The following is an 18,489-nucleotide window of genomic DNA, read 5'->3' on the forward strand; positions in this document are numbered from 1 at the left end:
AGCGCGCCGGAAATCAGTCTTTGTCGGAGACCGGTGTCACTGGATCGCTCAGCTCATCGAGGAGAGCTTCGAAATCCTTGGCCTCACGGAAATTCTTATAAACGGATGCGAACCGGACATAGGCCACGTCATCAACGCCCTTGAGCCCTTCCATGACGTGGTTGCCGATGGTCTCGGCAGTGATCTCGCTTTCGCCGGAGCTTTCCAGCTGGCGTACGATGCCGCTCACCATGCGCTCAATCCGCTCCGGGTCGACCGGGCGCTTGCGCACTGCGATCTGAACGGACCGCATCAGCTTTTCGCGATCGAACGGCACCCGGCGGCCAGACCGCTTCAGCACCATCAACTCACGCAACTGTACACGTTCAAATGTGGTGTATCTGCCGCCGCAGGTGTTGCAGATCCTGCGGCGGCGAATGGCTGTGTTGTCCTCGGTGGGGCGGGAATCCTTTACCTGGGTTTCCTCGCCGCCGCAAAACGGACATTTCATATGTCAAAGCTCCTGAACGAGCCGGTCTTTACCCGTAAATCGGGAACCGTGCTGTCAGTGCTTCTACCTTGGCTTTGACTGCGGCTTCAACTGCCGCGTTGCCATCTTCACTGTTTGCGGCCTTCAAACCGTCCAACACTTCCGTGATCAACAGGCCAACTTCGCGGAATTCTGCGACACCGAAGCCCCGTGTGGTCGCCGCAGGCGTGCCGAGGCGGACACCAGAAGTGATCATCGGCTTTTGCGGGTCGTTCGGGACGCCGTTCTTGTTACAGGTGATGTTTGCCAGACCGAGAGACTTCTCTGCGTCACGGCCCGTCAGCATTTTAGGACGCAGGTCCACCAGCATCAGGTGCGTGTCGGTGCCATCGGAGACGATGTCCATGCCGCCTTCGCGCAAAGTTTCAGCCAGAACCTGAGCGTTTTCACGAACTGCGCGGATGTAGCTCTTGAAGTCGTCCGTCAGGGCTTCGCCAAACGCCACTGCCTTCGCAGCGATTACGTGCATCAGTGGACCGCCCTGGAGACCCGGGAATACTGCGGAGTTGATCTTCTTGGAAATCTCTTCCTTGTCGGTCAGCACCATGCCGCCACGCGGACCGCGCAGGGTCTTGTGGGTCGTGGTGGTGGCAACATCGGCATATGGGAACGGGCTCGGATGCTCGCCAGCCGCAACCAGACCAGAAAAGTGCGCCATGTCGACCATCAGATACGCGCCGACCTCATCCGCGACTTCGCGGAACTTGGCAAAATCGATCTGACGCGAGTACGCAGAGCCGCCAGCAATGATCAAGGCCGGCTTGGTTTCGCGTGCTAAAGCAGCCATTGCATCATAGTCGATCAGACCTGTTTCAACGTTCAGGCCGTACTGAACAGCGTTGAACCACTTGCCGGAGAGGTTCGGCTTGGCCCCGTGGGTCAGGTGACCACCCGCATCCAGGCTCATGCCGAGGATGGTGTCGCCCGGCTTGATCAGCGCAAGGAAGACCGCCTGATTCGCCTGGCTCCCGGAGTTCGGCTGAACGTTGGCAAAGCCACAGCCAAAGAGCTTCTTTGCGCGATCGATGGCCAAATTTTCCGCCATGTCTACGAATTCACAACCGCCATAATAGCGCCGGCCCGGGTAACCTTCGGCGTATTTGTTGGTGAGCACAGAGCCCTGTGCTTCAAGAACGGCACGTGACACGATGTTCTCAGACGCGATCAGCTCGATCTCATGCTGCTGGCGGCCGAGTTCCTTTTCGATGGTGCCGAAGAGTTCCGGATCTGCTTCAGCAAGACCGCGGGTGAAAAAATCCGACTGAACGGATTGATCGGAAGATTCCATCAAAGACATAGCACCATCCTTATTGTGTTGTGTTGTGTCTGTGTCGTAGCGCAGTTTCGCAGGCCGGATTCTTTACAGATCCTTGGTCCTCTCACCGCTGTGTGGCGTGGGAGTAACACAGCCTTGGGGTGGAACCAAGAGCAACAGCGACGCAGGGCTTCTTGAAACCGGCATGGTTCGGTTTCCAACGCAGCCTGCACTTCTCCTAAGGGAAACTCTTAGTTTATCGACTCCCTTGATGTATTTAACTAGTAGAATAAATTTTCTCCAACTTTATCCAGGCCCGGTCCACGTCCTTTAATTGTTTCCAAACGAATATGAAAACTAATACGAGCTAGGGGATCAACTTAGTAACTTGTATTGGGCCCGGGGACATGAAGATACTTGATTGGCTGAAAGACAAGCAGAACCTGCCCACCATGGCCTATAGCCTCGGGTTGGGTCTCATTGCTTTCGCCGTGACTGCTATCTGGGTTGCGGATACAAGGTTTCTTGCTGACCAGCATCGCATCGGTGCCGAAGTGAACTTGGCAGGCCGGCAGCGCATGCTCAGCCAGCGCATCGCGATGGTCGCTCAGGACATGAGCCGGTTCGAGCGTGTCAACGGAGCCAGCCCAAGTTTCATGTTGATCGGTTGCGCTGACCAAATGATGCGCGCGCATACCGCACTTCTTTCAACGGATATCGACCGGATCAAGAAGGCACTTGGCGAGGGCATCAGCTGCCATGTTGGCGCTGCCGAAGAAGTTCCGACAGGCGATCTCTCGCCGGCTCTCCAGGGCGCGTTTTTTGGCGGCAATTATCCGCTTGATCCCTTGCTGCGGGACTTTATCAACCGGGCCGTCTCTGTTGCACAATCAGAACCGCCCCGGCAAGAAGACATCGACGCGATCGTACAGATGGCCAACCTCGAACTGCCGGTAAAACTGAACACACTTGTGCGTGTGTTTCAGGATGAGGGCGAAGAGTCTCTTCATGCGTTGGATCGCTTCATCACGGCAATGTGGGCCCTGACACTGCTTCTGATCCTTTTGGAAATTGTTTTCATCTTCCAACCGATGGCACGGAAGATCCGCGAAACGATGGCGCAACTTCATAAGACGTTGGGCATCTCGGAAAAGCGCGGGATCGAGCTGAAAGAGGCCAATGAGCAGCTTCTGGAAAGCATCCACTACGCGCGCAAGATCCAACAAGGTGTGCTTGCCGATGTCACGGACATGCGCACATCGGTCAAGGATGCCGCGATGCTGTGGGAGCCTCTGCAGGTCGTCAGCGGCGACTTTGTTTGGTCTTCGGAAGTCGATGGCAAAACGGTGTTTTTCGTTGCCGACTGTACCGGGCACGGTGTTCCCGGCGCGCTTTTGACCATGGTTGTCTCTTCTGAGCTGAAAAAACTCCTGGACCTTGGAGAACTCGCAGACCCTGAGCGATTAATGCTGGATCTCGATCGGGGTGTCCGTCAACGTCTTGGTCAAGATCGGCCTTCGGATGCGGGGAACGATAACCAAACGTCCGATGATGGCTTTGAAGCCGCCTTGGCAATCTATGACCCCGCCGAAAACACCCTCACCTTCATCGGGGCTGGTATTCCGCTCTACGTTCAATCTTCGGACGGCATCAAGCGGATCCCGGCCGATCGGCACCGTTTGGGTTATCGCAGCCTCCGCCGCCCGGAAAGCTTCAAGGTGCATCATTTAGACGTCGAAGAAGACGAAACCTTCTATCTGGCGACGGACGGAGCCACCGATCACATTGGCGGCGAACGCAAACGCGCCTTTGGCCGGAAACGCTTGTTCGAGGTCCTGGAGGCCAATGCCTACGCAGATCTCGAAACGCAGCTTTCAAAGCTGAAATCTGTCCTGGAAGACTATCGCGGCTCAGAGCCCGCGCGGGACGACTACACGGTTCTGGCGGTGACGCCACGTTCAAACAATCCAGCGCACAAGCAGGCAGCTGAGTAGGAGGCCGAAGTGCTCGCAAACGACATGTATTCATTCAAACAGGAACTCAGCGACCGGAAAATGCTGTTTGCATACTCGGGTTACCTTTCGGAGCACCTTCTTGAGTCGCTCGGCAATTCCGTCAAGCAGCAAATGGAGTTGAAGAACGCCGAAAGCAAAGTGGCCAAACGGGTCTTTTCTGTCTTTGTGGAGCAGGTCCAAAACATCATTCGGTATTCTGATGAGCAGGAATTCCTCTCAGAAACCAAGGCCGACCGTCTTTCCGGCGGCGTCGTTGCCTTCGGCCATGAACATGAACGGTTCTTCGTGATTTGCGGCAACCCGGTGCCCGGCTCCGAGGCCGACCAATTGCGAACCCGTCTTGAAGAAATTGCCAGCATGGACGAAGTGACTCTGCGCAAGCATTATCGAACGAAATTGCGCGAAGAACCGGAAGAGCAAAGCGAAGGTGGGTCAATCGGCCTTCTGGAGATCGCGCGGCGGGCCACCCAACCGCTGGAATTCGATTTCCATGAAATCGAAGGCAATCGCAAATTCTTCGTGCTCAAAGCATTCATCTAAAGAGAGAACGAGAACAAAATGACAGATACGTCTCTTAAGATCGAAGCAACCTCCCGCTCTCCGGAAGTCCATTTGGATGCTGCAAACGGCACGCTGTCCATGTCCGGTGAAAGCTACCCGGAAGATGCAAGCGCTTTCTTCGGTCCGGTGTTCCAGGCCGTTGCCGAACACGTGGCTGCCTCTGAAGGACAAGCGCTGACGGTCGACATGCGGTTCATCTATTTCAATTCTTCAAGCGCCAAGGCCATCATGAACCTCTTTCAGATGCTGGAAGAGGCTGCCGAAGACGGCAAGACCATCACCATCAACTGGTACTTTGATCCAGAAGACGACATGATGGAGGAGATGGGCGAGGACTTTGCGGAAGACTTCGAACATGCCACATTCAACTTGAAGCCGGAAACCGAGGACGCATGACCGAGACCTCCAAAAAGGCCGAAACAGATTTCACGCTCTTCGACAGCGAAGACCGCGTGCTGGAACATGCCAGCACGATCCTTGACGGCCTGGAGGAAACGACTGACCTCATAAAAACGCTCACGACGGCTTATAAACGGGCAGTCAAGGACCAGAAGCGGATGGTTCGCCTTTGCGACCGGATGCAAGAGGAGCTGATCGCGGTCAAGGAACGCTTGGAAGGCGAAGTCAAAGCCCGAGCGGAACTCGCCGAGCAATTCCGCATGCAGGCGATTACGGACGGCCTCACGCAGGTTTTCAACCGCGGCCATTTTCTGGAACTCTGCAATCACGAACTTAAAGCGCGCAGCCGGACAGAAGCACCGCTGAGTGTTGCGCTCTTGGATATTGATCATTTCAAGTCCATCAACGACACCTATGGGCATGCCGCCGGTGACGAAGCGCTGCGGGTTGTCGCGCGTACTCTTGAAAACAGTCTCCGGCAAAGCGACGTCGTTTGCCGGTGGGGCGGCGAAGAATTCAGTCTTCTGATGCCGCGGACAAATTCTGAAAATGCCTCTGGTTTGGCAGACCGTCTGCGCAAAACCCTCTCTGAGATTACTATCAAAGAAGGTGGCACGAGCTTCTCTTTGACCGCGAGTTTTGGGGTAGCCACCATGGTGGGGCCCAATCCAGCATGCAAGGCGACCGGCGCTGACGCCATTGATCTGTTGTTCAAAGATGCAGATGACGCGCTCTATGAAGCCAAAGGCGCGGGCCGGAACAAGGTGATTACAGCTAAGGCCCGTCTTCTGGAAACCGCTGAAACCGTAGGTTAGCGGCATACATTATCGCGGCCAATGCCCGTCCAGATATCTCGTTTTCAAATCACAAAAAGTATCGCCACCGCACGTTTCAATACAGTGTCGGGTCCCGGTCCTTGTTTGCAAGCTCTGCTGCACGCACCTGCTCGACCCGGCGTTTTAGCTTGCGGACGGCGAGCTTTTGTAAGTCACTTTGCAAAGCAGAAGACGGGCCGAACATCGAGACTTCGATGCCAGTCGCAGCATCTATCGCCGTAACCTGCACCTGCTTTCCCATCGGCCTGAACTCGATATAGATTTCGCCCGCCCTCGGACCGCGATTCATCCGGCCTGAATCCTTTGCTGGTTCAAAAGGTCCCTCTTCTGCCTCAATAGACACGAAACGCCGGCCTCATCAAGACCGGCGTTCCAGAACCATTCATGACTTGCGGATGTTCCTAGAGGCGGGCTTGCTCGCCTGTGCCGCTAAGGTCATCACGATTGTATATGTCTTCGCGGAAATGAACCACGCCGTCTGAGTTCGCCCATGCGGTAACATAAGTCATGTAAAGCGGAATCGAGCGCTTCAGCTTCACATCTTCCCGTTCACCGGTCCGAATGACTGAATCGACCTTGGTGCGGTCCCAATCCGGTGTCGTGGATTGCAGCAGCCAGGTTACCAATTCGCGGACGTTTTGAACGCGCACGCAACCGGATGAGTGGAACCGGTAGTCTTCACCAAACAAGGTCTTGGACGGCGTATCGTGAAGATAGACCTGGTGTTTGTTGTGGAAGTTGATCCGCACGGACCCAAGTGAGTTTTCTTGTCCTGGATCCTGGGTGAAGCGGTACTGTGTCGCTTCGTCCGTATTCCAGTCAATCTGCTGCCACGCCACTTCCTGGTTGTCACGCCAGTTGAAGATCCGGATCTTGTTGCGAGACAGATATTCCGGGTCTTCCTTCATCTTCGGGATCAGGTCCTTGCGGATGATTGAAACAGGCACGGTCCAATAAGGGTTGAAGTTCAGCTCATAGATCTTGCTGTTCAGGATCGGCGTTTGACGATCGATCTTGCCGACGACGGCGGTATGGCGCGAACGGACACGGCCATCTTCCACCGCTTCGATCTCAGCCGCCGGAATGTTCACCATCACATAACGATCGCCGAGATTACCGGACATGGACCGGACCCGGACAAGATTGGTTTCGAGCTGACGCAAGCGCACGTAAGCCGGAATATTGAGCGCCTCAACGGTGCTTTCGCCCATCACCCCGTCCGGAATCAAGCCGTGACGAAGCTGGAAACGGCGCAGGGCAGCATCAACATAAGAATCGAATGTGTCGGAGAGCCCGGATTGCTGCTCCAAATCACCAGAAATAATCAGGCGTTGGCGCAACTGCACAACGCGCGGGTCTTTCATACCGATGCGCAGCGCTTTGCCGCCAGTGGCCACCGTGCCCCATCCGCCCATTTGCACGATCGACTGATAGCGTGTGATGGCAGCGCCGATGTAGTCAACCGTCGTTGGTGACAAGGTCGGGGCGTATGACTTCACCTCGGTGATGTTGTCCGTTGCGATATCGAAGCTGTCGGCCCATTCAAGGTCCTGCCCCGCAGTCCGGAAAGACTGCTGCGCAGACGCAGCTCCCGTGACCACTACTGGCGCGGCCAAACCAAGCAGCATCAGCCCGTTTTTCCAAAATTTGGCGTTCAACTTGAAAGAAGACTTTGTCCCAGCCGAAGCGGAAAAAAGTGTCATTGCCGACCCCACAGTGCTGTGTACAAGGCGCCATCCGGCGCATTCATCGTCAATCCGGTTCAACGGTCGTTGACCTCGCCGGTAGATTACCGGCTCACGACCATTATGGGTACTGCAGCAAGGTTAACAAATTAAAAGACTGCTCACCCGCCACGATTTAACAGCCCAATGGCCATTCCATTGTGTCCACAAGATGTCGGATTCGGCCGACCGCAAGCCGATCACGAATTTGTCAGCCGATTAAGTGCCGAAAAACAAAAGCACCGCCACTTGGGCGGTGCTTTGTCATCTGGATACGCCGTGAATTGATCAGAGGCGATATAGAATTTGGTCGGTCCAGAACCGCTCGAGACGGCGCAGCGACTTGTTCAATGTAACAAAGTCTTGCGGGCCGATTTCACCAACCTGCTCAACGGACAGAATATGGCGCTCATAAAGATCATTGACGATCTTTGCCACTTCCTGGCCCTTGTCGGTCAGGCTAACCCGGACAGACCGGCGGTCCATGCGCGAGCGCTGGTGGTGAATGTAACCGGTTTCAACCAGTTTCTTCAGATTATAGGACACGTTGGAACCGAGATAGTATCCGCGGGTCCGCAGTTCACCAGCGGTCAGCTCGGCATCGCCAATGTTGAACAGCAACAACGCCTGAACGCTGTTGACATCCGACCGGCCCATGCGGTCGAACTCGTCCTTGATGACGTCCAGCAAACGCCGGTGCAAACGTTCTACAAGTGTAAGAGCCTCGAGGTAGAGCGGCTTGATGGCCACTTCTTCCTCTTCACCCTGTGACACAGCATCGACTGCCCTACTTGCGGTGATCATGTGATTGCGCCTCTTTTTGTACCTGTCATTCGACGGATATTTTCCCGCCTTGATTCACAATCTACAGAAGCGATTCTAAAATCCGCTTAAGAGACACACTGAATCAAATATTAACTTCCACAAGGTGTTTTAGAGGCCGATTTAATCTTTGATTTACTATGAACCCCTGAGAAATTTGACAATAGCAGAGAAATCCAGGGATTCCCCGCCCTGGTTGCAGAAGAGCGAATAGAGCGATGCGGCTTCTGCACCCATGGGTGTCGCTGCGCCTGAGGAATGCGCGGCCTCCTGAGCCAATTTTAAATCTTTCAACATCATGCCCGCGGCAAAGCCTGGCTGGTAGTCTCGGTTGGCAGGAGATGTGGGCAACGGTCCGGGCACCGGACAATAGGATGTCAGCGACCAGCACTGACCGGATGCGGTTGAGGAAATGTCGAACAGCTTCTGCGCATCAAGGCCAAGGCGCTCTGCAAGAACAAAAGCCTCGGAGACGCCAATCATGGAAATGCCCAGGATCATGTTGTTGCAGATCTTGGCCGCCTGCCCGGTTCCTGCGCCGCCTGCATGGACGATCGTCTTGCCCATGATATCGAGATATGGCTTGGCTGCTTCGAAGGCGCTGTCTTCTCCGCCGACCATGAATGTCAGCGTTCCACCAGCTGCTCCGGCAACACCACCGGAAACCGGCGCATCGACCATTGGCATGGACTTTTCCGCCGCCGCAGCGCTTACCGCCCGCGCGCTGTCGACGTCAATCGTGGAAGAATCGATCAGAAGCGTTCCGGCTTTCGCATGATCCAGAATGCCGCCTTCGCCCATGTAGACCTGACGGACATGCTTGCCTGCCGGGAGCATGGACACAATGACATCGGCCTCAGAGGCCAGTTGAGCGACATCGGATGCCGCCTCGCCGCCTTCGGCAACAAGAGCGTCGATAGCTGCCTTCGACATGTCAAAGCCCAAGACCCGGTGCCCTGCCTTTGCAAGATTGATGGCCATCGGGCCGCCCATGTTCCCAAGACCGATAAAGCCAACCGTGGTTGCCATTGTTTTCTCCCGTGACAATTATTTTCGTATTTTCAGTTTCATAGGCCGGCATGTTGATGCTCCGGGCCAAGCCCTTCAAAAGTTGAGTCAGCTGACGCCAGCACAACCTACTGCATCATGCCGTTGCCGTTCGGTTCTCGCGGCGCATCAGATAGGTGAGCCCCGCAAAGATCAATATGGTCAAAAGGTAGAAGGCGATCTCATAAGGACGGCGGCCATAAAGATCAGAAAAGGCCGTGTGCATGACGATTTGGCAGAAGCACCGGAAGATCCACATGACCGTTCCCCAGGATACGGTCAGCCAAAGGCCGATCGCCGCCACAAGGTCCAGCACCGCGAAGAAAACAACGGCACCTTGGATGGCAATCGGCATTTCCCAGAACCACATGCCGCGCCATTCAACAATGCCAATGATCCTGGCCCAATAGATCACGCCTCCGCCCATCAGAAGCAGCGCCATCGCGCGCAGATACCAGATCAGCACGGTGCTCCAGGGCGGGCGCGAATAGAAGAGGTCCTGAAAGCTCGTGATCATGGCCGGTCCGTTTGTGCGTTAGAGCGGCAAGTCTCCGCCTGCCGGTTCCCGGAAATACGCTGCCAGGTCTTCCTTGTCCACTTGATCAAGGCTTGGAGGGGACCATTTCGGGTCCTGGTCCTTGTCGACAAGCACCGCCCGCACGCCTTCGTAGAACTCGGAGCCCTTCAGGATTTCGGAGACAATACGGTATTCGAGTTTCATGCATTCGTTGAAACTCAACTCCCCGCCGCGCTGCATTTGCTCAAAGGCGATCAGCACGCTGGTCGGAGATTTTTGCCGGATCGCCTGAGCAGCCTTCAATGCGAATTCGTCGCTGCTCTCGTCCAGTTTCGCCAAAATTGCATTCACACTGTCTTCTGAAAAGCAGCGCTCAATCGTATCAGCAGAGGCCATCAGGGGCCCTGGCTCAGCCTCAACAGCATATCGGCTGAGCACTGCATCCACATCGCTGCTTTCCGACAGCGCGGCTTCTATTATGGGCAAGTCCGTTTCCTTGATGGCATGGGTCAGCACACCCGTTGCCAGCGCATCGCCCTGCTTCAGGCGGCCAGCGGACAAGGCGCAGTAGACACCGGTTTTCTTGGGCATGCGCGGAAGAAAATACGTGCCGCCTACATCCGGGAAAAACCCAATCCCAGTTTCCGGCATGGCGAACATCGTCTTTTCCGTTCCGACGCGGTGGCTGCCATGGGCAGATACGCCAACCCCACCGCCCATGACAATGCCATTGATGAGCGCGATGTAGGGCTTGGGATACGCCTTGATTTGCGCGTTGAGGAGATACTCTTCCTTGAAGAATTCTCCGAGGCCCTCCATCTCGCCGGCCATCTTCGCATCATAGATGCTGCGGATGTCACCGCCGGCGCAGAATGCTTTTTCTCCGGCCCCGGTGATCACCACATGGGCAACGTCAGGATCCTCCGCCCACGCGGTCAGCTGAGCCGCCAGCGCAGAGCACATCGGATGGGTTAGCGCATTCAGCGCCTTCGGCCGGTTGAGAGTAACAAATCCGGCCTTGCCGCGCTTTTCAAACAGGATGTCGCTCACTGCATGTCCTCAGGAAACTGGAAAAGTGGTCGTGTTTTTGCCGTGAGAAGACGGTCAGTCTTTCAGGAGATGCCGTGAGATGATCAAGCGCATGACCTCATTGGTGCCTTCCAGGATCTGGTGCACGCGAACGTCCCGCAAGAACCGCTCGATCGGATAGTCCCGCAGGTATCCATAGCCGCCATGCAGTTGCAGAGCGTCGTTTACCACCTTGAAACCGGTGTCCGTGGCCAAGCGCTTGGCCATAGCCGCAAACTTCGGCGCATCCGGTGTTTTCGCATCCACTTCGGTTGCAGCTTTGTAAAGGAGCAGGCGTGCGGCCTCCAACTCGGTCGCCATATCGGCAAGGCGGAACTGAAGCGCCTGGAAAGCCGTCAGCGGTTTGCCGAACTGCTTGCGCTCCCGCATGTACGCAATCGCCTGGTCGAGGCACTCCTGCGCCGGGCCGATCGAGCAGGCACCGATGTTCAAGCGCCCGCCATCAAGCGCAGCCATTGCGATCTTGAAGCCTTGACCCTCGACACCGATGAGGTTGGACTTTGGAACACGGCAATCCTGGAAGTTCACCTGCGCGGTCGGCTGGCTCTTCCAGCCCATTTTCACTTCGTTCGCGCCAAAGCTGAGGCCCGGTGTGCCTTTTTCAACTAGCAGGCAAGAAATCCCGCCCGGCCCTTCGTCACCGGTCCGGACCATCACAGCATAGAGATCGCTGACACCGCCGCCCGAAATGAAGGCCTTGGAGCCATTGAGGATGTAGTGATCTCCATCATCCTTGGCTGTGGTCCGCAAGGCGGCTGCGTCCGAGCCGGATCCCGGCTCGGTCAGGCAGTAGCTGGTCAGGAGTTCCATGGTGCAGAGTTTCGGCAGAAACTTCTGGCGCAGGTCTTCGTTGCCGAACGTATCGATGATCCAGGCGACCATGTTGTGGATCGACAGGTACGCAGCGGTCGACGTGCAACCCTTCGACAGTTCTTCAAAGATAAGCGCTGCGTCCAAACGGGTCAGAGCGGAGCCCCCGACATCGTCCCGTACATATATTCCGGCGAGCCCGAGTTCGGCCGCTTTGCGCATGACAGGAATTGGGAAATGGCTGTCTTCATCCCACTGCGCGGCGTGCGGTGCGAGTTCTTCCCGCGCAAAGCTTGCCGCCATATCGCGAATTGCCCGCCGGTCTTCGTTCAGTTGAAAGTCCACGATATCCTCCCGGGAACCGGTACGGCCGATTCTAGCCATACAGGATGTGTTTGATTTCTGACGCGCATAAAACCACATTTGACGCAAACGTCAAACAATCTCTTTTTCGTATTTAATTTCAGTTATTTTACAGAATGTTGGACGTCAGAAATCTGCGTGATAATGTGGCACAAATGTCCGGCGGACATCCGATCTGAATTTTCTCACCTAAGTGCAGGCCCGTTTTATGCCGTCCCACCGCTCTCTTCCGCCCATCACATCCGATCATATGGACTCGCTGCTTGCCGGCACCCGCATGCGCCGCAACCGGCAAACCGACTGGTCCCGCCGGCTCATCCGGGAAAACACCTTGACCGTGGATGATCTGATCTGGCCGATCTTCGTCGTGGATGGCGAGAACATTCGCCAGCCGGTTCCGTCCATGCCGGGCGTGGAACGCCTTTCGGTCGACGAGGCTGTGCGCGATGCAAATCTTGCAGCAGAACTCGGCATTCCGGCGATCGCGATCTTTCCCTATACCGACCCGGACCTGCGCGACGATACGGGTTCGGAAGCCCTCAACCCGGAAAACCTCACCTGTCAGGCCTGCCGGGCGATCAAGCGCGAAGGTCTGAATCTCGGCCTGATGACGGATGTCGCGCTGGATCCCTATACAAGCCATGGCCATGACGGGCTGATGCACGGCGACAGCATCTTGAATGACGAGACGGTGGATCAACTCTGCCGCCAGGCGCTCAATCAGGCCGAGGCCGGGTCCGATGTCATTGCCCCGTCCGACATGATGGACGGACGAATCGGTGCCATCCGGCAGGCACTCGACACGCAGGATTATCGCGGCACGCAGATCATGGCGTATTCCGCCAAATATGCCTCCGCATTCTATGGCCCGTTCCGTGATGCGGTCGGCTCGTCCGGCACCTTGAAGGGCGACAAACGCACCTATCAGATGGATCCGGCCAACACGGACGAAGCCTTGCGCGAGGCGGAGCTGGACATTGCCGAAGGCGCCGACATGATCATGGTGAAACCCGGCATGCCGTATCTGGACATTGTCCGCAGGCTGAAGGACGAGTTCCAGGTACCGACCTATGCCTATCAAGTGTCCGGCGAATTCGCGATGATCAAGGCAGCGAGCGGCAACGGCTGGCTCGACGGCGACCGTGCTATGATGGAGAGCCTTCTCGCCTTCAAACGCGCCGGCGCCGATGGCATTCTCACCTACTTCGCGCCCACCGTAGCCAAGATGCTGGCGGGCCGGGACTGAGGTATCCGACCTACAGAATGCCGCCCCGGCCGCCGAGCCGGGGCCACTCTGGGAAAACTTCCGCGATGGCTGGGTGGTCCCGGATCGAGTTCGGGGACAGCGCTTTTAATGCAAAATAGCACGGAAAGAAGCTTAAGAAGACACAAAATGCCATCAAGTTCATGCATCACTTAGACCTGCATGGGTCAGCGTAGCCTTTAGCAACTTGTCTCCACGTTTGCTGGCATTGATCTGCATCTGAACCGTAGTCTTTTCCCACTCACCCTGCTGGAGGCTTCTTAGTTGATCATCACCTAGGGTTCCCTCCGGAATATCAATCGTGATGCGGTCATTGGTTTCTATGTTTTCGATAACAGCTTTAAAACCATTTTTGATCGCACCTGACTGTACCGACAATATTCTGTAAAGGCCGTCCATCCTGACTTCGATCGGTGCATCCGGCACTCTTCGAACCAGAGTTTTGCCTTCGTGACCGCTTACGGCCGTCCCCTCATTAAGCACCAACTGATCTTGGTCTTCGAGTTTTCTGATGAGCTTTTCATTGCTTTCTTCGAGTGCTGCTTTTGACCCTGCCAGCTGTTGATTGCGTTTCGCGAGATCAGCGATGATCCGATACCGCTCGGTCTCCTGCTCACTGACTTTGGCATCGAATTCAATCTCTTTTTCTTTCGACCTATTGTTCAAAAAGATTTTGAGATACCAACCAGCCCCAGCAATTGCAGCCACGCCAAGTATTGCTGTGAGCGTTTGTGTCCCATCCATGCTCTTCACCGCTGTATCAAGAACATTGTTAAACGCTTTCCAGAGTTCTGCTTCAAACTTGGTAGAACCCTTTTCAAGGTGAACCACCAGCTCCGTCTTTTTCCTTTCCTCCTTTGTAAGCCTTTTTTGTTCGCCATAAACACTACGGGCATATGCCTCATCTATTGCTTTTTGTAAGGACAGCAGCGCAGGCATGATTCTTGTGGGAACTCCACCATCAAAATCCTCACCCCTTACAATTACCTCATATTTCGGCCAACCATCAAACTTGACTTCAGTGGCATCAACTTCAACTCCTATTTCGATCTGTTCAATTAGTTCAAAAAGATCATCTTCATTAGAAATTATTGTGGCCATACTCTCCAACCCAAACATCCATAGATCAGAGAATTTTGCGCATTCAATTTTAATTAGCAATACTACACAAAGCCCTAATAAGTAGAAAATTGCTTATCGCAAAGCATTTGCGTTTCCCAATTCCGATCCCCATATCCAACTCATCACGAATTGGAGAGCTTATTTCATGTCCGCCGACACATCGTCCCAATCCTCCAGGCAAGACGCATTTGATCCGCTCCTGCAACCGGAGCTGTTTGAGGGCGTGCGCAGCCGCCGGATTTTGGCTTTCATTATCGATGCGTTTGTGATCACCCTGCTGACGCTTGGAGCGGGCATTCTGGTGTTCATTCTCGGGGTTTTCACCCTGGGTCTCGGCTTTCTGCTTTATGCAATCCTGCCGGTGTCCGTTGCGCTGATTTATGTCGCGTTCACGCTGGGCGGACCGAGCGCCTCCACGATCGGCATGCGCGCGATGGGTCTTGAGATGCGGCTTTGGTATGGCGCAAAACCCTACCCGCTGCTGGCCGCCGTGCACCTGTTGCTGTTCTGGTTTTCCATCTCCCTGCTCACGCCGTTTGTGCTGCTCGTATCCCTGTTCTCGGACCGCAAGCGCCTGTTGCATGACCTGATCCTGGGGACTGTGGTGATCAATTCGGCCTACCACCGGGCCTACACCCGCGAACATTCCGCTGCTGCGTGATTTCTTGCTCAGAGAAAAAATGATCTTATTTCAACGCTCTGCATGAAATATGAGCAGCGTTCCGGGTGTGAATTCGAAAGGTGAGCCCTTCCAAAGCCCAAAGCGGCTGGTCTAAACTGCCAGAAGAAATGGGCAGTTAGGATCTAGGCGGGTGAATGCTCTCAGTTGATATCGCGATGGCGTTGACCTTTGTGGTCCTGACCGCCACCGTCGTCTTGTATGCGCTTGAGCGTTACCCGATCGAAACGGTCGCGCTCGGATCCGTCACCAGCTTCATCGTAATATTTTCGCTGATACCGGTCTTTCACAGCGACGGATCGCGCGTTGCAACGGGTGATTTTCTGGAAGGCTTTGCCAATCCGGCCCTCATCACCGTCATCTGCCTGCTCGTGATCGGCCAGGGCCTGTTCCAGACAGATGCCCTGGAAGGCCCGGCCAAAGCGATCGTCCGCTGGACGCGTGGACGGTCAAAATGGGCGACCGCCCCAATTCTGCTGGCCGTCGCCGTCCTCAGCGCGTTTTTGAACAATACGCCAGTGGTGGTGATGTTTCTGCCGATCCTGACCGCCGTCGCAGCCACGGCAGGGCAATCGGCCTCACGGGTTTTGATGCCGCTCTCCTTCATCGCAATTCTGGGCGGCATGACGACGTTGATCGGGTCTTCGACCAACCTGCTGGTGGCCAACTACGCGGGGCAGTCCTCGGATCTGAAGCTGACCTTCTTCAGCTTCACCCCAATCGGGATCATGGTGGCCGGTGCCGGGATCCTTTACGTGCTGTTCGTCATGCCGCATCTGATGCGCAATCGCAAAACCATGGCCGAAGAGTTTCAAGCCACCTCCGGCAAGCAGTTCATCGCCCAGATCGAGATCACCTATGGGCATCCGCTTGTCGGCACCGAAGCCGTGTCCGGCATGTTTCCGAGCCTGAAGGACATGACCGTCCGTTTGGTCCAGCGCGGTCAGCAGCCACTTCTTCCGCCCTTTGAGAATGTGATTCTGTCACCAGGCGACACGGTGATCGTGGCTGCCACCCGCACCGCCCTTGCCAATGCCCTGGCGCAGCGCCAGCCGTTGATGGAAACCGATGGGGGTGAAACCAATGTAACCGGCCGCGAAGCCACGCCAAACCAAGACGGTTCTCTCAGCCTTGCAGAGGCTGTCGTTGCGCCCGCTTCGCGCCTTATGGGCCGCACACTGCCGCAATCCGGCTTCTATACAGAAACCGGCTGTCTTGTGATGGGCATTCAACGCCGCAGCCGCATGCCGCGCATGGCCATGAATGATATCCGCCTGGAAGCCGGGGACGTTCTGTTAGTCGCAGGATCTGAAGAAGATATCGCGCGGTTGCGCGGCAACCGGGACGTCCTGCTGCTTGATTGGTCGACGGCAGAAGTTCCACGCAAACGCTATGCGCCGAGAGCATTGGCGATTTTTGCCTGCGTTGTCGCGCTCGCAGCCTCAGGCCTGGTACCGATTGTGTCCACGGCCGTTGCCGGGACCTTTGCCATGATCGCCTCCGGATGCCTCAACATCCGTCAGGCCATGCGAGCCATCGACAGTCGGATATTCATGCTGGTCGGCGCCTCGCTTGCCGGGGCGGTCGCCCTGGAATCCACCGGGGGCGCCTCGGCTATTGCCATGTCACTTGCCGACATCCTTCACGGCAGCCCGCCTGGCGTCGTCCTGTCCGCCTTGTTTTTCATGGTGATGATCCTGACGAACTTTCTGTCGAACAACGCGGCCGCAGTCCTCTTCACACCCATTGCGATTAATCTCGCTGATCAGATCGGCCAGCCGCCAGAAGCCTTTATTGTCTGCCTGATCATTGCCGCGAACACGTCGTTTGCCACGCCCGTTGGATATCAAACCAACCTGATTGTGATGGGACCCGGACATTACCGTTTTGCTGATTTCCTGCGTGCTGGCGTCCCGCTGGCGCTTGTTTTATGGTTGACCTTCTCACTGATCGCACCATGGTACTATGGGCTGTGAGGGACGACTTTTACGCCGTAGGAATAGCTGGTGACACGCCACCCGACCGACCATCCGCAGTTTTATCTGACTGCCCCCGCGCCCTGCCCCTATCTTGAGGGTTTGCAGGAGCGCAAGGTGTTCACGCATCTCGTCGGCCACGGCGCCCCCGCGCTCAACGAAGTGCTCACACAAGGTGGTTTCCGACGCAGTCAGAACATCGCCTATCGTCCGGCCTGCGAGAACTGCCAGGCTTGCGTCTCCGTGCGTGTTCGCGTCGACGACTTCAAGTGGACAAAGTCGCTCAAGAGGGTTTGGAAATCCGGGGCTGATGTCATCGGAGCCCGCCTTCCGCCGAGTCCATCGGCCGAACAATATGATCTTTTTCGCGATTACCTGCAGGCGCGCCACGAAGACGGCGGCATGACAGAGATGAGTATTCTCGATTACGCCATGATGGTGGAGGATACGCATGTCGAGACGATGGTGATCGAGTATCGCAAACGCGGACCGGATACATTCATAACAGGGGCCGGGACTGGGCCGCTGCTTGGCGTTGCCCTGAGCGACCAGCTCAGCGATGGCCTGTCGATGGTATATTCCTTCTACGATCCCGCTTTCACTGAAACCGCGCTCGGCACTTATATGATTCTCGATCACATCGAGCGCGCGCGGAAACTCCGCCTGCCCTACATCTATCTCGGTTACTGGGTCGATGGCTCGGTCAAGATGGCGTACAAGGCGCGCTTCCGGCCACAAGAACATCTCGGGCCGGACGGCTGGACGACAGTCGACGCGCCGAGTGGGCCCGGCGATTCAACAAAAGACTGATGCTTTCTAAGGAATGTGCTGACGGATCGACGTGAAGACATCGCGGAACATGTCTTCGGTCAAACGCCCCGTATTCGTGTTGTACCGGGAGCAGTGGTAACTGTCGAACAAGACAAGATCCGTTCCCGGAAGTTCATGACGCCCATTGTGTGAAAACGGGAATTGAGCCCGTTTCAATTCCAAGGCGGTCAAAAACGTCTCGTGCGCAATCCGACCAAGTGCCAAGACCGCCCGGATAGACCGGTTGGCTGCTAGTGTCGACAACAAGTACGGCCGGCAGGTCTTGATTTCGGGTCCAGTTGGTTTGTTCTGCGGCGGCAAACAGCGCACGGCGTTTGTAATCAGCGCGTCAGTCAGCACCAATCCATCGTCCGGCCGCGCTTTGTACGTCCCTTCGGCGAAACCGAAATCCGACATGGTCTTGTAGAGGAGATCACCGGCATAGTCGCCGGTGAATGGGCGCCCGGTCGCATTGGCACCGCGCATGCCCGGCGCCAGTCCAATGACAAGCAATCTAGGGTCTGGTGACGTAAAGGACGGCACCGGCGCATTGAACCATTCGGGATGCTCGGCCTGAAGACCTTCCCGAAATTCAACCAAACGAGGGCACGCCCGGCAATCCAGAGGCGGATCGACGGGCGTGGCCTGAACATCATGGACCGGCATCTAAC

Annotated in this window: 19 protein-coding genes; 8 read left to right on the top strand and 11 right to left on the bottom strand. The window is 55.9% G+C overall.

The window, feature by feature from the left end; genetic code table 11:
* Positions 1-13 precede the first annotated feature (13 nt).
* Positions 14-490 (bottom strand): transcriptional regulator NrdR, encoded by a 477-nt coding sequence (nrdR, locus tag ACVDG4_RS05895; RefSeq protein WP_133950560.1) that lies wholly within the window; start codon positions 488-490, stop codon positions 14-16.
* A gap of 28 nt (positions 491-518) precedes the next feature.
* Positions 519-1,826, bottom strand: a complete 1,308-nt coding sequence (glyA, locus tag ACVDG4_RS05900; RefSeq protein ID WP_422024387.1) for a serine hydroxymethyltransferase — start codon at positions 1,824-1,826, stop codon at positions 519-521.
* 365 nt (positions 1,827-2,191) lie between these two features.
* On the opposite strand from glyA, the gene ACVDG4_RS05905 reads away from it, so the two are divergent.
* From ACVDG4_RS05905 to ACVDG4_RS05920, 4 genes are read left to right on the top strand one after another with little or no spacing between them, the layout of a single operon-like run.
* Positions 2,192-3,778 carry a SpoIIE family protein phosphatase gene (locus tag ACVDG4_RS05905; RefSeq protein ID WP_447234357.1) on the top strand — a complete coding sequence of 529 codons (1,587 nt, stop codon included), beginning with the start codon at positions 2,192-2,194 and terminating at the stop codon, positions 3,776-3,778.
* A gap of 9 nt (positions 3,779-3,787) precedes the next feature.
* Positions 3,788-4,339 (top strand): SiaB family protein kinase, encoded by a 552-nt coding sequence (locus ACVDG4_RS05910; protein WP_209177525.1) that lies wholly within the window; start codon positions 3,788-3,790, stop codon positions 4,337-4,339.
* Between the two features lie 18 nt (positions 4,340-4,357).
* A complete protein-coding gene (locus ACVDG4_RS05915; RefSeq protein WP_133950566.1) occupies positions 4,358-4,756 on the top strand; it encodes a DUF1987 domain-containing protein in 399 nt (132 codons plus the stop codon).
* Positions 4,753-5,574 carry a GGDEF domain-containing protein gene (locus tag ACVDG4_RS05920; protein WP_447234358.1) on the top strand — a complete coding sequence of 274 codons (822 nt, stop codon included), beginning with the start codon at positions 4,753-4,755 and terminating at the stop codon, positions 5,572-5,574. The genes ACVDG4_RS05915 and ACVDG4_RS05920 overlap by 4 nt, the downstream gene beginning before the upstream one ends.
* Before the next feature lie 76 nt (positions 5,575-5,650).
* Here the strand turns inward: ACVDG4_RS05920 and ACVDG4_RS05925 are convergent, their stop codons facing one another.
* From ACVDG4_RS05925 to ACVDG4_RS05955, 7 genes are all read right to left on the bottom strand, one after another.
* Entirely contained in the window at positions 5,651-5,884 is a 234-nt protein-coding gene (locus tag ACVDG4_RS05925) for a DUF6898 family protein (RefSeq protein WP_306146750.1), read from the bottom strand.
* A 112-nt stretch (positions 5,885-5,996) separates the two neighbouring features.
* Entirely contained in the window at positions 5,997-7,223 is a 1,227-nt protein-coding gene (locus tag ACVDG4_RS05930; RefSeq protein ID WP_133950572.1) for a L,D-transpeptidase family protein, read from the bottom strand.
* A gap of 384 nt (positions 7,224-7,607) precedes the next feature.
* Complete coding sequence (ldtR, locus tag ACVDG4_RS05935; protein WP_008190274.1) at positions 7,608-8,123, bottom strand: transcriptional regulator LdtR; 516 nt, start codon at positions 8,121-8,123, stop codon at positions 7,608-7,610.
* Between the two features lie 156 nt (positions 8,124-8,279).
* Positions 8,280-9,170, bottom strand: a complete 891-nt coding sequence (gene mmsB, locus ACVDG4_RS05940) for a 3-hydroxyisobutyrate dehydrogenase (protein WP_306146747.1) — start codon at positions 9,168-9,170, stop codon at positions 8,280-8,282.
* Between the two features lie 115 nt (positions 9,171-9,285).
* On the bottom strand, positions 9,286-9,705 hold the full coding sequence (locus tag ACVDG4_RS05945) for a DUF6163 family protein (protein WP_133950576.1): 420 nt from the start codon (positions 9,703-9,705) through the stop codon (positions 9,286-9,288).
* An 18-nt stretch (positions 9,706-9,723) separates the two neighbouring features.
* On the bottom strand, positions 9,724-10,755 hold the full coding sequence (locus ACVDG4_RS05950) for an enoyl-CoA hydratase/isomerase family protein (RefSeq protein WP_447234359.1): 1,032 nt from the start codon (positions 10,753-10,755) through the stop codon (positions 9,724-9,726).
* Between the two features lie 54 nt (positions 10,756-10,809).
* Positions 10,810-11,949, bottom strand: a complete 1,140-nt coding sequence (locus tag ACVDG4_RS05955; RefSeq protein WP_008192462.1) for an isobutyryl-CoA dehydrogenase — start codon at positions 11,947-11,949, stop codon at positions 10,810-10,812.
* A 268-nt stretch (positions 11,950-12,217) separates the two neighbouring features.
* On the opposite strand from ACVDG4_RS05955, the gene hemB reads away from it, so the two are divergent.
* A complete protein-coding gene (gene hemB, locus ACVDG4_RS05960) occupies positions 12,218-13,213 on the top strand; it encodes a porphobilinogen synthase (protein ID WP_447235089.1) in 996 nt (331 codons plus the stop codon).
* 159 nt (positions 13,214-13,372) lie between these two features.
* On the opposite strand, the gene ACVDG4_RS05965 is transcribed toward hemB, so the two are convergent.
* A complete protein-coding gene (locus tag ACVDG4_RS05965) occupies positions 13,373-14,332 on the bottom strand; it encodes a hypothetical protein (RefSeq protein ID WP_447234360.1) in 960 nt (319 codons plus the stop codon).
* Positions 14,333-14,498: 166 nt separating this feature from the next.
* Here ACVDG4_RS05965 and ACVDG4_RS05970 point away from each other — a divergent pair, with 166 nt between their 5' ends.
* From ACVDG4_RS05970 to ACVDG4_RS05980, 3 genes are all read left to right on the top strand, one after another.
* On the top strand, positions 14,499-15,014 hold the full coding sequence (locus ACVDG4_RS05970; protein ID WP_447234361.1) for an RDD family protein: 516 nt from the start codon (positions 14,499-14,501) through the stop codon (positions 15,012-15,014).
* 155 nt (positions 15,015-15,169) lie between these two features.
* Positions 15,170-17,008, top strand: coding sequence for an SLC13 family permease (locus tag ACVDG4_RS05975; RefSeq protein ID WP_447234362.1), 1,839 nt, complete (start codon positions 15,170-15,172; stop codon positions 17,006-17,008).
* A gap of 30 nt (positions 17,009-17,038) precedes the next feature.
* A complete protein-coding gene (locus ACVDG4_RS05980; RefSeq protein ID WP_133950583.1) occupies positions 17,039-17,818 on the top strand; it encodes an arginyltransferase in 780 nt (259 codons plus the stop codon).
* A 6-nt stretch (positions 17,819-17,824) separates the two neighbouring features.
* Here the strand turns inward: ACVDG4_RS05980 and ACVDG4_RS05985 are convergent, their stop codons facing one another.
* Entirely contained in the window at positions 17,825-18,484 is a 660-nt protein-coding gene (locus tag ACVDG4_RS05985; protein ID WP_447234363.1) for a uracil-DNA glycosylase, read from the bottom strand.
* Positions 18,485-18,489 lie beyond the last annotated feature (5 nt).

This window comes from Roseibium sp. MB-4, from assembly GCF_053005265.1.

Excerpts from the sequence above, each read along its gene's own strand:
- glyA (WP_422024387.1), bottom strand. The coding sequence starts at position 1,826 with ATGTCTTTGATGGAATCTTCCGATCAATCCGTTCAGTCGGATTTTTTC.
- ACVDG4_RS05985 (WP_447234363.1), bottom strand. The coding sequence starts at position 18,484 with ATGCCGGTCCATGATGTTCAGGCCACGCCCGTCGATCCGCCTCTGGAT.
- ldtR (WP_008190274.1), bottom strand. The coding sequence starts at position 8,123 with ATGATCACCGCAAGTAGGGCAGTCGATGCTGTGTCACAGGGTGAAGAG.
- mmsB (WP_306146747.1), bottom strand. The coding sequence starts at position 9,170 with ATGGCAACCACGGTTGGCTTTATCGGTCTTGGGAACATGGGCGGCCCG.
- ACVDG4_RS05975 (WP_447234362.1), top strand. The coding sequence starts at position 15,170 with ATGCTCTCAGTTGATATCGCGATGGCGTTGACCTTTGTGGTCCTGACC.
- ACVDG4_RS05930 (WP_133950572.1), bottom strand. The coding sequence starts at position 7,223 with ATGCTGCTTGGTTTGGCCGCGCCAGTAGTGGTCACGGGAGCTGCGTCT.
- ACVDG4_RS05945 (WP_133950576.1), bottom strand. The coding sequence starts at position 9,705 with ATGATCACGAGCTTTCAGGACCTCTTCTATTCGCGCCCGCCCTGGAGC.
- ACVDG4_RS05920 (WP_447234358.1), top strand. The coding sequence starts at position 4,753 with ATGACCGAGACCTCCAAAAAGGCCGAAACAGATTTCACGCTCTTCGAC.
- ACVDG4_RS05965 (WP_447234360.1), bottom strand. The coding sequence starts at position 14,332 with ATGGCCACAATAATTTCTAATGAAGATGATCTTTTTGAACTAATTGAA.
- nrdR (WP_133950560.1), bottom strand. The coding sequence starts at position 490 with ATGAAATGTCCGTTTTGCGGCGGCGAGGAAACCCAGGTAAAGGATTCC.
- ACVDG4_RS05925 (WP_306146750.1), bottom strand. The coding sequence starts at position 5,884 with ATGAATCGCGGTCCGAGGGCGGGCGAAATCTATATCGAGTTCAGGCCG.
- ACVDG4_RS05915 (WP_133950566.1), top strand. The coding sequence starts at position 4,358 with ATGACAGATACGTCTCTTAAGATCGAAGCAACCTCCCGCTCTCCGGAA.
- ACVDG4_RS05905 (WP_447234357.1), top strand. The coding sequence starts at position 2,192 with ATGAAGATACTTGATTGGCTGAAAGACAAGCAGAACCTGCCCACCATG.
- ACVDG4_RS05970 (WP_447234361.1), top strand. The coding sequence starts at position 14,499 with ATGTCCGCCGACACATCGTCCCAATCCTCCAGGCAAGACGCATTTGAT.
- hemB (WP_447235089.1), top strand. The coding sequence starts at position 12,218 with ATGGACTCGCTGCTTGCCGGCACCCGCATGCGCCGCAACCGGCAAACC.